The organism is Aliikangiella maris (genome assembly GCF_040719265.1).
Taxonomy (GTDB): domain Bacteria; phylum Pseudomonadota; class Gammaproteobacteria; order Enterobacterales; family Kangiellaceae; genus Aliikangiella; species Aliikangiella maris.
Genome location: NZ_JBFDAH010000002.1, coordinates 300,423 through 315,989 on the forward strand (window position 1 = coordinate 300,423; position 15,567 = coordinate 315,989).

Genomic DNA, 15,567 nt, shown 5'->3' on the forward strand with positions numbered 1-15,567 from the left:
AGAGTTAAGCCGATATCAAGTGCTTGATACAATTGCGACCAGCTTGCTTCGCGGCATATACTGCTTTGTCTGCGGTATTAATTAGATAATTTTGTATAGCTTCGGCACTTTGCAGATGCTGGGCTTGTGGATTCCAGGTGCTTACGCCTAAAGATGCCGTTAGACTAAATAAATGCCCTATATGATCTGCAATTTCCATTTGTTGAATGTTTTCTCGAATCCTTTCCGCAATTTCTAATGCGGTTGATGAACGACATTCGGGCAGTAAAACGGTGAACTCTTCGCCACCAAATCGAGCCAGAACATCTGAGCGTCTGAGCAAGGGAGAGATTGATTGAACGACTGCTTTTAATGCCAAATCTCCTGTCAAATGACCTTTTTGATCGTTGATTTGTTTAAAGTGGTCAATATCGATAAACAAGCACGAAATTGGAGACATCGAACGACTGGCCCGCGCAATTTCACGCGCTAGCGCCTGAAAAAAATATCGCCTGTTTTTGGCTCGTGTCAGTATATCAACCAAGCTTAAATGAACATATTTTTCCTGATTGATACAGTTTTCGATACAAACGCTGATAATGGATGCCAAGTGCTGTAAAAAGTTGACCGCAAGACCCGCGTGAAAGCGATTAAAATCCTGGCTACCCAAATGCAGACTACCAATTAATTGATGTCCACGAATCAAGGGGAGCTGAGCGACAGACAAACTGCGCGTGGCGGAATGATTAAATAATCGTCGAATGACTGTTGAGTCTTGCGACAGGTTCAGCTTAATCCCATCGGTATAATAGGCTTCCAACTTTGTCCTATTATCAATATAGTGAAGATTTGGATAATCGAGATCCTGATATATTTCATTCATCTGACGTTGAATTTCCTGATCACTATCGAGCAAAAATAATTCAACTTGAACCAGACGTAATCGTTGAGGTAAATCGATTAAAATACGATCAAGTAAACTAGTATAAGACTGAGACTCTAAAAAATAGAGCTCTAAAGCATAAAACTTTTCTTGGGTTGCTTGATTTTGTTGAGCACTGGTTAATATTTCATCTAGTGTGGTTTTGAGCAGGCGATTCTCTTGGAGGAGTTGGTTCAAATTACTATCCTGCCCAATAGCATTATTGGCCAGTGGGGATTCTAATTGAGCAGAAGACTTTTTTGAATTATCCATCGACCACAAGTTTAGCTTTGTTACAGCAATTAAAAATGCATAATTAGAGTTTAGTACGATTTATTGTTTTATCTCAATTAAAGATTATAAAATGAATAATTAAAAATAAATCACGTAAAAATAATTTGTTTTAAGTCTGGCACACAAAAGTTATTTTTTCTGTTTAAAATATATTTATTCAGTTTTAAAAAACAGAGTTTTAATAAGTGGTATGATACAGCTATTAAAATTATGGTTATATTCGGTTGAATCAACCTATACTATTAGTTAATTGGAGAAGATTATTTATTTCTATGAGCAACGATGATTCTGAAAAAGATTTATCCAGTGATAAAGTCACTTGGACCTCACAAAAGCGAGTTGATCGTAGCGCGATTGATCGTCGTTCCGGTGAAGATCGTCGTCAAATGACAGGACGCACCATTACTGTTCCTGATATGCGTCAAGGGGAACGACGCAGTGGCAAAGATCGCCGCAAAGTCCGTTTAACCATTACCGGTAGGGCGATGAATATTTAACCAGTTTAGTCTAATTGATTAAGTAATTATCCTTTATCAGCGTATCAGGTATCAATTTGTCAGATATAACACAAACTGATAACGGATACTCTTAAACACCTGAAACTCACACAGATCGACAACAATTGAACTGTAACAACCAGCTATTAGAAATACTACTTGATCAAGTAGTAGTTATTTTGCTAGTATCTTCATTGTTGAAGATAACTTCCTGGTGACGACTTTAATTTCAACATTGAATATTCACCAAGCTAGCTGTCAAATAATTCCGAATGATAGCAACTGCCTGGTTTAAATACATAATGTTGACCCCAGATTTTTCTCCACAAGAAATTCTATCGTTGCTGGGTAGGCTCTCAATTGAAATTGTTACAAGAAAAATAACCACAAGGTAGTGAGGCAATATTTGATACCGATTTAAATGGAAATTAATGGAGAATGGCAGTTTTCTAAAAGGGAATGATTACAAGGATATTTTTATATTGTAAACTTTTTATACAAGGCCGTTGGGTTAAGATTAAAGTACAAACCTGGTGATTGATTTTTTATATATCACTGTTAAGTTTGGCAACTTGAAATATAGTCAATTAAAAATACATAGTGCTTTTTTTAATGTGTTATTTAACTGTAGATGATCAGACAATTTGTTAGGTTGAATAGGTGAGTTTTTTATAAGTTACGATTTAAATTCAAAATTTTGAGTGAGTATTATTTCGTTAGTCGTTGGCTTAACTCTCAATATGCGCAAGGGAGCATATGTTTCTTGAGTGTGACTTATATTAAGTACAATCCTAGAGGCTTGATAATGAGCAAGATCAAGAGCGGTAAATACTGATCAAGCATTGAATAGGTTATGTGTAGATTTAGTCGATGTATTGTAGATAAGCATAATTGTTATAATATGTTTTGAAAATCTTACCTAAAAAGTTGGTTTAGTGATTAAACGCTGTCATTACAGTAGTAGCTGTAAACCGTAGCAAGTAAATGCCGTTGTTATTTTTCTAATTGGGAAGTTATCTTCGACTTTATCTTTTTATTTTTTATGAGCGTGTTTACATGCCTGAATGGCTGGATAAATTGTTAAATACATTAACTGCATCAAATAGCGATATTGGGTTGCCGTTTATAGGTATAATTATTGGGTTATTTTTAATTATTTCGGTAAGCTGCTTAATTCTTCTCTGGCGCATTAAGCGCGCCGATTCTAATCGCTTTGTTCAGCTGAATCAAAACCTGCAAAAATTAACAGAATCAGTTAATTATCTATCTCTTTCACAAGGTAATTTTCAACGTCAGATACAGTCGATGCTGGCAGATAATCAAGCGAAACAATTTTCGATGATACTAAATGATCGGCAATCGATTCTGACGCAATTAAATGAATTGCAAGTTAAGCAAGAACAGCGGCTTGCGGCATCAAATAAAGAACAGTCGATTGCGTTTAACCTTTTTAGTGAAAAGCTTAGTCAACTGGTCGAGCAGAATCAGCGTCTGGTACAAAAACTGATCACTGACAATATACAGAATGGCACCAAACAGTTACTTGATGCAATTGAACGTAGTTTAAACCGCCAAAATCAATTTTTGATTGATAGTATTGGCCAGCTCACTCAATCGACTGATGAACGTTTAAAAGAAATCAGTGGCCAGGTCGACAAACGTCTTGCCGATGGTTTTAATCAGACGAACCAAACTTTCAATGATGTGATAAAACGACTGGCACTTATCGATAGCGCACAGCAAAAAATTACAGAGCTTTCGTCGAATGTGGTGAGCTTACAAGAAATTTTAAATGACAAGCGCTCGCGAGGTGCGTTTGGTGAAGTTCAACTTAACACGCTTATTGCTAATGTGATGCCTGCTACTCACTATAAACTGCAATATAAACTCTCCAACAATAAAATTGTTGATTGTCTGTTATTATTACCTCAGCCAACAGGAAAAATAGCGATAGATGCTAAGTTCCCACTGGAAAATTATCGCAAAATGAGCGATTTAGAATTGGCGCAGCCAACGCGTGATCAAGCACGACGTTTGTTTATTAAGGATATCAAAAAACATATTGATGATATTGCGCAAAAATATATTTTACCGCCAGAAACCTCAAGTGGTGCGGTGATGTTTATTCCCGCAGAGAGTATCTTTGCTGAAATTCACGGACATTTACCTGAGCTGGTCGAGTTGGCTCAGCAAAAAAGAGTCTGGCTGGTGTCGCCAACCACATTGGTTGCAATTTTAACCACAGCATCAGCCGTTGTTAAAGATGAGCAAACTCGTCAACAAGTGCATCTGATTAAAGAGCATATCACTTATCTTGCAAAAGACTTTAACCGTTTTCAGGAGCGAATGGATAATTTGGCTAAGCATATTGGTCAGGTAAGTAAAGATGTTGAAAATGTTCATGTATCTGCACGCAAAATATCGACCCGATTTGACAAAATTGAAAAAGTTGAATTGAGTGATGAAAGTCAAACGCCTAAAAAACGCATAGAAGAATTACACAGTATGCCATTTACTGCTGTTAGTGATAAAAATTCTGTCGGTTACGAAAGTTGATTATATATCAGCATAGCTGTGCCAAATTAAAGTCATTTATTACCTAGATAACACGCTATTTTGACGTTATAGAACACATATTAACCTATTGAAAATTGAGACTATTTGTCTGACATGGGCTATTAATGTGAGGTATTACTTATTTCTGAGAATAATCTATGTAAATTCACTAAATTTTCGGTGAATGGAGAAAATTCCTTCTATAGTTAAGAGTACGTATTGCGAATGAAAAGGGGTTTGAATTGTCCATTCCAAAATCGGTGATTGAACAGTTGGAGAACTGTGAAGTTACATATCAAGTGATTGAATTATCAGAATTTAATCATGCAAATAAAATTGCTGAATCACTCGGTGATGAGGCCGACAACTTACTGAGAACAGTGGCATTAAATAATTCGGCTGGCGACTTTGTAGCGGTACTCAGTCATTTTTCGCTTTTGGATATGCGCGCATTATCTGTGCAAAAAGGTTGCGAGTATGCGGTTAGTTCAAGCAAAAGAAAAAGCGAATTATCTAAGGAGGCCCATCTATTAAGCTTTCCGCCAATTGGAGAGCTTTGCAAAGCAAAGCTGATTGTTGATAGCAGTGTGCTGGAGATGTCTGAGGCGATTATTGAAAGTGGTAATCCTAGAGTTTTAATCAAGCTTCAGCAATCAGAAATTGCAAAATTGTTTGCTGATGCTGAAGTCTTATCTTTTGCTGCCAGCAAAGAGCGTCTATATGCTGGGCGAAACAAAGACGGTAATGAAGTTGATGTGAGTTTTACACCAATTCGATTGAAACAGCGGGTTAACGAAACTTTTGATTTACCTGCAATGCCTGAAATTGCACAAGATATCATGAAGCTAAGGGTTGACCCGAGTGCAGATGCCACCAAGTTGGCGCAAATAGTAAAGCGAGATCCTTCTCTTGCTGCGCAAGTTATTAGCTGGGCTAGTTCTCCATATTATGGTTATCAGGGGAAGGTTGACTCTATTGAAACTGCCATCGCGCGCGTTTTAGGGTTTGAACTGGTGATGAACCTGGCATTAGGTATCTCTATTGGTAAATCACTAAAAGTACCCATGGATGGTCCACTAGGGGTTCGGGAGTTTTGGAAACAAGCAATATATAGTGCCAGTTTATCTGAAAAGCTTTGCCGTACTATGCCCGTTAAACAACGCCCTGAGCGCGGATTAATTTATTTAAGTGGACTATTACATAATTTTGGACACTTATTACTCGGACATATTTTTCCCCCCCAATTTAATCTGGTTAATACGACTATCCTTGCAAATCCACAGATTGCCGTTGAAGATATTGAGCATTATGTGTTAGGTGTCACACATGAAGAAATAGGGGCTTGGTTAATGACAAACTGGCATATGCCAGATGAATTAATCGTTGCGGTCCAACATCATCATCAGGAACAGTTTTGGAGTAAGCATGCGGTTTATTCAAATATTGTGTTGATTGCCAATCGCCTGCTTAAACGATTAGGGATTGGCGATGCCACAGATACCCAGTTACCGCAGTCGACATTGGATCTGCTGGCAATCGATGAAGAAAATGCAGAATCAGCTTTACGAGACATCGAGCTAGAGTCTGAAACCCTTGATATTATGGCAAATCAATTGGTGGCATAAGCCGCGCTTTATATTTATTGGTAAAAAAAGCGTTTGTGGTTAACGGTATAATCTAAATGTACTGGGCTGCCCAATTGGTCGGACTAAATGTTTGTCGGTAATTATACAATTCTCCATGATCAATTTGTGTAACCGGTCATTCTGACTGGTTACAATTCAGTTACAATTCAGTTAATTTTGATAAGCTAATCAATAAGAGAGAAATCGTCATTTAACTTGTGCGATTTCTGTCGACAGTCGCTGTCTCATGTAGGCCATAAAATAGATACGTGATATAGTTGCATCATGAATTTGCTAACTGGACTCGATATGAAATCTTTCTGTGCTACCTTAATCATTTGTTTACTGAGCATTGGTTTATCTTTGCCGGTTTCCAGCGAATCAGCTAAAAAAGGTCGCTCACCATGCAAATTGATTTCAAGCAGTGAAGCGATTAGTCGCGCGAAACAGCAAAGCGGTGGCGGTAAAGTCGTGAGTGTCAAGTTGAACGCTAATGGTGCAGAATCTGTTTATCGTATCAGAATTTTAGTCGGTGAAAAGCGAATCAAAAATCTAACTATTAAAGCTTGTAAATAATTATGAAAGTACTAATTGTTGAAGACGAACTGCGTCTTAGAGAAAGTATCGTTGCTGCATTTAAAGCGGCAGGATTTGCTGTTGAAGTGGCAGAAAATGGTGAAGACGGTTTGTTTTTGGCTGAAGAATATCCAATTGATATTGCGGTCATAGATATTGGATTACCGGGGATGTCTGGATTAGAGTTAATTGCAAAATTACGCGAGAAAGGTAATCAACTGCCAGTGATAATATTGACAGCTCGCGATTCCTGGCAAGATAAAGTTGAAGGATTATCCACTGGGGCTGATGATTATATGGCAAAGCCGTTCCAGTTTGAAGAATTGCTGGCTCGCTGTAACGCATTATTACGCCGTTCGGCTGGTTATGCATCACCTACAATTAAATTTGCTGATATTGAAATTGACACTATGGCACAGGCGGTTACCAAAGCGGGTAAGTCGATCGAATTAACCGCTTATGAATATAAAGTACTGGAGTATCTCTTTCTTAATCCTAAAAAGGTCGTCTCTAAAACTGAACTGACAGAGCATATTTATGATCAGGATTTTGATCGTGACAGTAATGTGCTTGAGGTTTTTGTTGGTCGATTGCGTAAAAAGATTGACCCTAATCAAGATTTGAAAATTATACAAACCTTGCGTGGACAGGGATATCGGTTAAATCCTGAATTTTTAGAAAGATAATGAAATCCTGGTCACTGAAACGGCGCATGACGCTGGTGAGTGCAATCGTGCTGGTGATTGCTTTTTCGATTATCTATTTAATTACCAAGTCAGCCTATACGATTGCCAGTAAAACACGCATTCAGGAAAGTTTAACCGCACAAATTTATGCGCTAATGGCTGTTGCAGAAGAGCGAGATGGTCAACTAGGCTTACCAACTGAATTAAGAAATGATCGACTCAACCATCTAAACTCAGGATTGGTGGCTTATGTGCTGGATGTTGACGGTGATTTGATTTGGCGCTCGCGCTCAAGTGATACCTTTGGTGTATTGCCCAATATCAATTTTGATTATTCGATCACAAAAATTTCTGAAACTGATTTAGACAATAAACCCATGTTTTGGATAGGCGATCGCATTATCTGGGAACATGAAAATGGGATGGAAGGGCGATATTTATTTTTGATTGGAGAAAAGCAGTCAATTTTAAATGAAGCTGTTCGTAAATTTAAGCGCGAAGTGATTGTGTGGTTATCTATTACAGCAATGACTATTATTATCGTGTTTATTTATGTTTTAAACCGAACATTAAGGCCATTGCAAGAGGCGCAGTCTCAAATAGAATTAATTAGCGCTGGCGACGCAGAAAAAATCCAAGGTGATTTTCCAAAAGAACTGATCCCATTAACTTCGAGTATCAATCAGTTATTAGAAAGCGAACTACAACAAAAATCCCGTTATCGAGATACATTAGGGAATTTGGCACATAGTATTAAAACGCCGCTAGCGATTATTAAAAGTGAACTTAGTCAATTAAGCCCCGTTGCAGGATTAAGTGCTGAAGTAGCGGCGAATACGCCTGATAGCAAAATGGGTAGTAACCTTGCAAATACCGGTAAAATAAATTCTCATAAATTGAACACCAATAAAACAAGAGATTTACTTATCGCCCAAGTTGAGCGCATTGATGACATTGTGCGTTACCAACTGAATCGTTCGGTTGTTACTGCTGGTCAGACTCTGCGTCGTAAAGCGCCGATTAAACCCGATGTTGAAAAAATTGTTGATGCACTGAATAAAGTGCACAGCAGTAAATCATTGAAAATTACTTTTGAAGTTGACGAACAGTGCTTTTTTCCGGGAGATCGTGGTGATTTAATGGAGCTGGTGGGGAATTTGGCCGATAACGCCTGTAAGTTCGCAAAATCTTGCGTTGTTATCCGTGTATATAATCAGGGTAATCAGGTTGTGATTAAGGTTGAAGATGATGGTAGCGGAGTCCCCGAGAAAAAACGTACACTCATATTAGATAGAGGGAAAAGACTCGATCAACAAGCAGAGGGGCAAGGCTTGGGATTGTCGATTGTGATGGATATTATTAAAACTTATAAAGGTGAATTGATTATCGATCAAAGCATATTGGGTGGCGCGGCTTTTAGTTTAATGATTCCTTATTAAACGGCGCATCAGGCTTTGAAATTTTGCAATATGGTTATTGGCTCCATAATTATTTAGGCCTGTAAGTGCTTAGGTCTGTAAGCATTTAGGTTCATAAATATTTAGGCCCATAAATACTGGGAGTCATATTCAGGTTTTCAGTTAATTTACTGCTAATCGAGTATTGTGAGTCACTTTAGTGCGTCGGATTATCATGGTTATCACTTGTTAAAATGATGCATAAATCAAAACTGTAAAGATGACTGAAAATTCAACGCCAAATCGGCTTTTCAAAAATGGTTGGTATGGTAATATATCTACTTGTTTAAGTAGTAGGTGTTGATATTAGTCAAATGCGAAAAATCATTCATGTCGACATGGATTGTTTTTACGCCGCAATCGAGCAGCGGGATGATCCGTCACTGGCTAATTTACCGGTTGCAGTAGGCGGTAATCCTCAGTCAAGGGGAGTAATCTGTACCTGTAATTATGAAGCTCGCCGTTTTGGTGTTCACTCTGCGATGCCATCAGCACAAGCTGCAAGACTATGTCCTGATTTAGTATTTATTCGGCCCAATCTGGCAAAGTACAAACAAGAGTCTATTAAGATTCGTGAAATTTTTAATCAATATACCGATCGAATTGAACCACTATCCCTCGACGAGGCTTATTTGGATACAACCGATTCTGACCAATGTCAGGGAAGTGCGACCTGGATCGCTCAGTCAATATGTCAAAATATCCATAAGCAAACAGGCTTGACTGCTTCTGCGGGGGTTGCACGGAGTAAATTTTTGGCTAAAATTGCCAGCGACTGGAATAAACCGGCTGGATTGAAAGTTATTTTGCCACATGAAGAACTTTCTTTTATTGACCGTCTGCCAGTTAAAAAACTTTATGGCGTTGGTAAAGTAATGGCTGCAAAACTCGAGTCAATGGACATATTTTATTGCTTTGAGCTACGCCAGGTTCCATTAAATATATTACTTAAAAAATTCGGTAAAACAGGTAAATATTTATTTGACCTGTGCCGTGGTATTGATGAGCGTGAAGTGGAGTCACGTTCTTCACGTAAGTCGCTGAGTGTTGAGACTACATTTGATGAAAACATTTCTCAGTGGGAAACTTGTGAAAGTGAACTACACCAATTAATTTCTCAATTATCTCGTCGATTAGGTGATCCTCAAAAACTGGGTCATATTCGTAAGGTTTATGTAAAAGTTAAACAGGAAAATTTTTCATTACATACAGCAGAGTCTATTTCAATTGGTCTAGATGTACCACTGATAATCGCATTATTTAAGCGCCTTCGAAAACAATATCCTTCGCCCATACGATTGCTGGGCGTTGGTGTAAAATTTCCTGAAAATGCTGGAATGGTAAAGCATAAACAACTGGATATTCCTTTTTAATTAATATTTAATGACAGCCATTTAAGCAAATGTTTTTATTTTAAAGATTGTGACTTTTTATCCTTCTTTATTTAACTGCCCTTAGCTTTTTCCCATAAATTGACGTCCTAAATAAAAAAGAGTTGGAATCGTCAATAATAATCCGATAACAAATAATGGGCCTGCGATAAGAAATAATTTTGTATTAATATAAGCATGACTCAATAAATGATTTAATAAAAGGCTGTTTATCGGTAAATTAAGTAATAATGCACTAGTCAATCCTGGTGCGTAGTGGCGGGTAATAATACTGGCTAATAAATGCGGGAAAATGACATTTAATAACATTGCTAAAGAATAACCGGCTACCAGGTAGTAAATCCATTGATTTGATTTTTGGTAGATAGCAAAAGAACTGATTGCAATCGCCAGAAAGGTTAATATAAATATGGCAAAGTGAAATTCTTGTGGCGAAACTGCTGGGTGCCAGCGGGTATTATTTTTAGACCACTTGGGTAACCAGATAGCTTCTTCAACATTATGAATGATTGTTGCCAATAAAAATAAAAGGATTAGTGTGTTTAATGACATAAAATGGGGAACCGTTTATTCATCTAAATAATTGAGTAATTACTATTTTTGTTAGTTTTTTACATGGTTAAAAAGATTGGGCTGCGGATTAAGGATGCGTAGATTATGTCTTGATTGATAGAAAAATATTTGATTTGTATCAACAAATAATAGAAGAGCAAGAAAGATAAAAAATAATATGCATGAATGATGATGTGTATTGAATTATGAGAAATCAATTTAAGACGAATGGCGAGAGATAAACACAAGGGGATCTCTTGTGTCATTTATTGGCCAAAAAACAGAACCAAACGGTGTTGACTTGAGTAGTACACCTGGTGTGTCAACTTGCCATTCTTGCATCGCACTTTCGGTTTCTATTAAAACATCAACAATGCCTTGGGTTTGACCGCATTCAAACATTACTAAATCGCCAAGTTGAATTTCATGTCCGTCCAAGTATTGCATTAGATTGCTCATTAAAAAATGAATGTTAAAAGTCCAAAACCAATCATTCATAAATCGCTTATTTTGTGTTAAATTTTTTACCTATAAATTTAGGAAAGTTAACTTTCTGTATGAGAGTTCAAAAAAAATAAGCGATTATTGAATGCAACTTTTAATAATTAGAAGTTATCAGCTATTGTAGTCTTGCTGCGCCATCTAAACGAATTACAGAACCATTTAGCATTTGATTATCATTAATTTGCTCAACCATTTGTGCAAATTCATCGGCATAACCAAATCGTGAAGGAAATGGAATTTCGGCGCAAAGTTTAGTACGAATTTCTTCGGGGACACCTGCCATCATTTGAGTTTCAAAAGTGCCGGGAGCAATAGCCATACAGCGAATGCCAAACTGTGCAAATTCTCGTGCTAGTGGCAGCATCATACCCACAATAGCTGATTTTGTTGCTGAATAGGCGACTTGTCCCAATTGTCCTTCATAAGCGGCGATTGACGCGGTATGAATTATAACGCCACGCTGATCATTGACCGGCGTATTGGTTTGCATATGGCGCGCTGCTGCGCGAGTTAATAAGAAGCTGCCAATTAAGTTAATATCAACCACTTTTTGAAAATAATCGAGAGCCATTGGGCCTTTTTTACTGATTAGACGTCCCGCACCCAAGATTCCTGCACAGCCGACCGCCAGGTTTATGTGTCCAAATTTGGCTGCCGCTTGATCGACTGCACTATCAACTTGGTCTTCTTGGCTTATGTCTGTTTTAATAAAAATAATATTGTTTGAATGTTCCGCTACGGCTTTTGCTCCTTGTTCTTCATTTACATCTAAAATTGCTGCCTTGCCGCCCTGTGAAGCGATTCGTTTGGCAACTGAAAGACCTAAGCCTGAAGCGCCACCACTAATCACTGCTAAAGAATTTTTAAATGACATAGTATTGCGATCTCTTGATTAAAATTTGCCAGCAATTATAACAGCTAGTTTAAAGTATGCCTAAACTGATTACCGAAAAATTGATGATTAATTGATGACTAATTGATGATAGTTGCCTAACTATAATCGCTAAAGAGCAATAACGCTGGTGTCATCAAGTCATTTTAAAAGGTCAATGTTTTTTGCGGAAAAACTTTTGAAGAACTTTCTCTATCAATACGAAGTATGAAAAATCTTGAAAAAAATAGATTGCTCTGTTTATTTAATGTGATTTAAAGTTTTTGATATTATGATATTGACTGACGGTTTTGCTTTTTAAATTTAACTTATTTCAATCGATGGATATTGAATATAATCAAAACAATTTAATTAAAATAATTAAATTGAACCAAGCTGACAATCTTATGCATGGTTAAAAAATATAGTGTTAAATCATTGAGCTCAGGCTGTAATTAGAATTGAAGATTTCTGCTAATTCTTGAGTTCGCCAATTATTGAGTTCGCCAATTATGAGTCTGCCAATTATTGAGTTTGACTGGTTTTTGACTCGTTATCACAAGCTAGCCAAAAATGCTAAGGATTTGCGCTTTGTCGCCACTACGATTTTTACCGGGTAAAGAGCTTTTGTTTTCACGTAAAAAGATCTCGTTAATATCTTCTAATGTATCGTCGAGTCGGCAGTATTTTTTATCTTTCATTGATTGCATCATACTGGATGCAAAATATTCGAATTCGGTGTGCCATAAATGAGGGGTATTTGCCTGTTTCATACGGCGACTTATGCGACCTAAAATGCCATAGAGTCGAGGGGCATCATAAGATTTACAGTATTCTTGGATGACGTCTTTCATCATGGAAAATTCAGAAGGGGTTATTTTGATTGCCTCTTGATGAGCGAACTGTGGACTCATTGATTTCAAAATCACAGGTATTTGCTGAACAGACATAAAAATACTCCTATCGAGAAGTGGTTAGTTATTTGAAATAATTTCAGATAACAGGTGCCTTGAATCTTCACTTTCAATAAAATATAGGAAACGATTTAAATTAGTACAATATTTATAATGAAACAATCTCACTTTTATATATTTATAGTTGTAGTTGGTCTAATCGCGCCGAGTGTTAGAAGTAATGATTACCAAAAAGCGCTTATCGATTGCTATTTTGAACAAATCGATAAGGGCGATAATTCTCGTCAAGTTAATGAAGTCAAAGATTATTGTAAAGAACAGTTGCATCGTGAAATTGTTCAAAAACCAAACAAAGAGTTAACACCGCTCGACAAACGAATTATTAATGAAAGAACCGCATTAGAAAATCCCAATGTGATCACATCGCATAATCGTAATTATATGTTGCCTATTACCTATGCCAGTCATCCTAATAAAGCAGTGTATGAAAATGCTCCAGGTAAGTTGGATAAACTGGATAATTATGAAGCTAAGTTTCAAATCAGTTTTAAGGCACCAATTGCCCAGTCACTGATTAAAGATGACGATGTACTTTTCTTTGGATTTACTATTCAATCTCATTGGCAGATGTATAACAGTGATATTTCTGCGCCTTTTAGAGAGACAAATTATCAGCCTGAAATTTTTTATGGTTTCATTAATGATTTAAAACTGGGTGAGTGGACGAATCGAGTCAATATGATTGGCATTGAGCACCAGTCTAACGGCCGTTCACAACCTTTGTCACGTAGCTGGAACCGAATTTATGCGAATTTTATTTGGGAAAATGACCGTTGGATTATTGGTTTTAAACCTTGGTATCGTATTCCCGAAGATGAGAAGGAAGAGCCTGGTGCATCAGAAGGTGATGATAATCCTGATATTGAAAAATATATGGGCCATTTTGAACTGAGCACCTTATATAAATGGGAAGAGCAAACTTTCAGTTTGATGGTACGAAATAATTTACGTTCTGAAAATCGTGGCGCATTGCAATTAGACTGGACTTTCCCACTGGGGAGTCGTTTTAAAGGTTATGCACAATATTTTAATGGCTATGGTGAAAGTATGATTGATTACAATCATTCTATTGAGCGATTTGGTATTGGTATTTTATTAACTGACTTTTTCTAGTGTTGTCATTTAGGCGATTATTGAATTCAATAATCGCCTAGTAGTTGAGTCTACTTAAAATAAGAGTAATTTTGCGGCTTAATTGTTTTTGTCGCCAATTTATCGTTAAATTCAATAATGTAATTGAAATAATGTAACTTCAATATAGAAAATTAATGAAATTCACGAAGTTAATTTACTAGATATCCAGAGATTATATCTGAGCGCTATTTCACCGATTATTCTTCAAAAATAGCAGTGTAAACCTTACCATCTGTGTCGATATAACCACGATACATTCCTTTTGAGTTAAATGAGAAAACTGGTTGCCCTTTGGGAGATAGGCCAACGATTCCGCCATCACCTTTCATTTTTACCAGCTTTTGCATAATGACTTCATCGGCCGCTTGTTGCAGTGTGATATTCTTATATAGAACGCGCGCGCAAATATCATGAGCGACTGCTGCACGTATAAAATATTCACCATGTCCTGTTGCAGAAACTGCACAAGCATTATTGTCAGCATAAGTGCCTGCACCAATAATAGGAGAGTCACCAATTCTTCCATATTTTTTATTGGTCATGCCGCCTGTTGAAGTGCCGGCAGCAAGATTACCATGTTGATCAAGCGCGACTGCGCCAACTGTGCCAAACTTTTTATCGTCAGGCCAAACGGTATTTTGATAATTTAAAGCGTTGGCGTGTTTATCGGTTTTATCTTCTGATAATGCCGTTGCGTCAGGATCATTTTGTAATACTTCAAGTAACTGGTTCCAGCGTCTATCTGTTTTAAAGTAATCTGCTGAGACAATTTCCAGTTTTTGCTTTTTAGCAAAGGTGTCAGCACCTTCGCCGCTCAGCATAACATGCTTGGAGTGATACATAATTTCAGCCGCCAGCTTAATTGGGTTTTTTACGGTGGTAACACCTGATGCCGCGCCGGCGTTGAGCGTTTTACCTTCCATGATTGATGCATCAAGCTCATTTGTCTTATGATGGGTAAAAACAGCTCCTTTGCCTGCATTAAATAATGGTGAGTCTTCCATTATCATGATGGCTGCCTGAACGGCTTCGACACTTGTCCCTCCTTTTTTGAGTACGTCATAACCGGCTTCAAGTGATTCTTTCATTTTCGCATGGTAGGCCTTCTCGAGTTCGGGGGTCATATTACTTTTTAAAATGGTTCCTGCACCACCATGAATGGCAATGGCAATTGGGGCGGCCTTATCGTTTTGAGCTGTTTGCGCTTTTGCTTGAGTCGTTGTCATAATCGTTATTAAGCTGATTAATAATAGTTTAAGTTTCATTTTAGTCCCTTCTTTGGCACATAATAGATAAAATAAAGTAGCGTTTCACTTGGCGAATTGCAATAAAAAATCTAGTTATTTTAATGGCTTAGGTGAAGTACGAAGAAGAATTTGCATGTGAGTATAGCTTATATGCATGGCCACTCGTTAAAGCTCTTAGCGATAACAAGCTGCCATCATTCATCTTCAACAAATTATTTGATGAAAATCTCGACAAAAAATTTTTTGAGAAGACTTGAGGTAAGTAGGTATTCTATGGTTTTATGGGGCCCTAAACTTATCTG

The 15,567-nt window shown here is 37.3% G+C and carries 14 protein-coding genes; 8 read left to right on the forward strand and 6 right to left on the reverse strand.

Annotated elements, in window-relative coordinates:
- Positions 1 to 4: 4 nt before the first annotated feature.
- A complete protein-coding gene (locus tag ABVT42_RS03285) occupies positions 5 to 1,174 on the reverse strand; it encodes a DUF484 family protein (RefSeq protein WP_353873679.1) in 1,170 nt (389 codons plus the stop codon).
- A 293-nt stretch (positions 1,175 to 1,467) separates the two neighbouring features.
- Between ABVT42_RS03285 and ABVT42_RS03290 the strand changes: the two genes are divergently transcribed.
- From ABVT42_RS03290 to dinB, 7 genes are all read left to right on the forward strand, one after another.
- A complete protein-coding gene (locus ABVT42_RS03290; protein ID WP_353873680.1) occupies positions 1,468 to 1,692 on the forward strand; it encodes a hypothetical protein in 225 nt (74 codons plus the stop codon).
- 1,056 nt (positions 1,693 to 2,748) lie between these two features.
- Positions 2,749 to 4,248 (forward strand): DNA recombination protein RmuC, encoded by a 1,500-nt coding sequence (locus ABVT42_RS03295; RefSeq protein WP_353873681.1) that lies wholly within the window; start codon positions 2,749 to 2,751, stop codon positions 4,246 to 4,248.
- Positions 4,249 to 4,490: 242 nt separating this feature from the next.
- Complete coding sequence (locus ABVT42_RS03300; protein WP_353873682.1) at positions 4,491 to 5,873, forward strand: aminoacyl-tRNA deacylase and HDOD domain-containing protein; 1,383 nt, start codon at positions 4,491 to 4,493, stop codon at positions 5,871 to 5,873.
- 309 nt (positions 5,874 to 6,182) lie between these two features.
- A complete protein-coding gene (locus ABVT42_RS03305; protein WP_353873683.1) occupies positions 6,183 to 6,449 on the forward strand; it encodes a PepSY domain-containing protein in 267 nt (88 codons plus the stop codon).
- A gap of 2 nt (positions 6,450 to 6,451) precedes the next feature.
- Positions 6,452 to 7,135: a response regulator transcription factor gene (locus tag ABVT42_RS03310; protein ID WP_353873684.1), complete on the forward strand. Its 684-nt coding sequence runs from the start codon at positions 6,452 to 6,454 to the stop codon at positions 7,133 to 7,135.
- Entirely contained in the window at positions 7,135 to 8,574 is a 1,440-nt protein-coding gene (locus ABVT42_RS03315) for an ATP-binding protein (protein WP_353873685.1), read from the forward strand. The genes ABVT42_RS03310 and ABVT42_RS03315 overlap by 1 nt, the downstream gene beginning before the upstream one ends.
- A 332-nt stretch (positions 8,575 to 8,906) precedes the next feature.
- Entirely contained in the window at positions 8,907 to 9,965 is a 1,059-nt protein-coding gene (dinB, locus tag ABVT42_RS03320) for a DNA polymerase IV (RefSeq protein WP_353873686.1), read from the forward strand.
- 81 nt (positions 9,966 to 10,046) lie between these two features.
- Here the strand turns inward: dinB and ABVT42_RS03325 are convergent, their stop codons facing one another.
- From ABVT42_RS03325 to ABVT42_RS03340, 4 genes are all read right to left on the reverse strand, one after another.
- On the reverse strand, positions 10,047 to 10,535 hold the full coding sequence (locus tag ABVT42_RS03325) for an HXXEE domain-containing protein (RefSeq protein WP_353873687.1): 489 nt from the start codon (positions 10,533 to 10,535) through the stop codon (positions 10,047 to 10,049).
- 219 nt (positions 10,536 to 10,754) lie between these two features.
- Positions 10,755 to 11,033: a hypothetical protein gene (locus ABVT42_RS03330; protein ID WP_353873688.1), complete on the reverse strand. Its 279-nt coding sequence runs from the start codon at positions 11,031 to 11,033 to the stop codon at positions 10,755 to 10,757.
- Positions 11,034 to 11,154: 121 nt separating this feature from the next.
- Positions 11,155 to 11,913 carry an SDR family NAD(P)-dependent oxidoreductase gene (locus tag ABVT42_RS03335; protein ID WP_353873689.1) on the reverse strand — a complete coding sequence of 253 codons (759 nt, stop codon included), beginning with the start codon at positions 11,911 to 11,913 and terminating at the stop codon, positions 11,155 to 11,157.
- 560 nt (positions 11,914 to 12,473) lie between these two features.
- Positions 12,474 to 12,860: a hypothetical protein gene (locus ABVT42_RS03340; RefSeq protein ID WP_353873691.1), complete on the reverse strand. Its 387-nt coding sequence runs from the start codon at positions 12,858 to 12,860 to the stop codon at positions 12,474 to 12,476.
- Between the two features lie 117 nt (positions 12,861 to 12,977).
- On the opposite strand from ABVT42_RS03340, the gene ABVT42_RS03345 reads away from it, so the two are divergent.
- Entirely contained in the window at positions 12,978 to 13,997 is a 1,020-nt protein-coding gene (locus ABVT42_RS03345; protein WP_353873692.1) for a phospholipase A, read from the forward strand.
- 218 nt (positions 13,998 to 14,215) lie between these two features.
- On the opposite strand, the gene ABVT42_RS03350 is transcribed toward ABVT42_RS03345, so the two are convergent.
- Entirely contained in the window at positions 14,216 to 15,283 is a 1,068-nt protein-coding gene (locus ABVT42_RS03350) for an isoaspartyl peptidase/L-asparaginase family protein (RefSeq protein ID WP_353873693.1), read from the reverse strand.
- Positions 15,284 to 15,567: the final 284 nt, after the last annotated feature.

Coding starts and splice junctions, on each gene's coding strand:
- ABVT42_RS03285 (WP_353873679.1), bottom strand. CDS start 1,174: ATGGATAATTCAAAAAAGTCTTCTGCTCAATTAGAATCCCCACTGGCC.
- ABVT42_RS03290 (WP_353873680.1), top strand. CDS start 1,468: ATGAGCAACGATGATTCTGAAAAAGATTTATCCAGTGATAAAGTCACT.
- ABVT42_RS03295 (WP_353873681.1), top strand. CDS start 2,749: ATGCCTGAATGGCTGGATAAATTGTTAAATACATTAACTGCATCAAAT.
- ABVT42_RS03305 (WP_353873683.1), top strand. CDS start 6,183: ATGAAATCTTTCTGTGCTACCTTAATCATTTGTTTACTGAGCATTGGT.
- ABVT42_RS03310 (WP_353873684.1), top strand. CDS start 6,452: ATGAAAGTACTAATTGTTGAAGACGAACTGCGTCTTAGAGAAAGTATC.
- ABVT42_RS03315 (WP_353873685.1), top strand. CDS start 7,135: ATGAAATCCTGGTCACTGAAACGGCGCATGACGCTGGTGAGTGCAATC.
- dinB (WP_353873686.1), top strand. CDS start 8,907: ATGCGAAAAATCATTCATGTCGACATGGATTGTTTTTACGCCGCAATC.
- ABVT42_RS03325 (WP_353873687.1), bottom strand. CDS start 10,535: ATGTCATTAAACACACTAATCCTTTTATTTTTATTGGCAACAATCATT.
- ABVT42_RS03330 (WP_353873688.1), bottom strand. CDS start 11,033: ATGAATGATTGGTTTTGGACTTTTAACATTCATTTTTTAATGAGCAAT.
- ABVT42_RS03335 (WP_353873689.1), bottom strand. CDS start 11,913: ATGTCATTTAAAAATTCTTTAGCAGTGATTAGTGGTGGCGCTTCAGGC.
- ABVT42_RS03340 (WP_353873691.1), bottom strand. CDS start 12,860: ATGTCTGTTCAGCAAATACCTGTGATTTTGAAATCAATGAGTCCACAG.
- ABVT42_RS03345 (WP_353873692.1), top strand. CDS start 12,978: ATGAAACAATCTCACTTTTATATATTTATAGTTGTAGTTGGTCTAATC.
- ABVT42_RS03350 (WP_353873693.1), bottom strand. CDS start 15,283: ATGAAACTTAAACTATTATTAATCAGCTTAATAACGATTATGACAACG.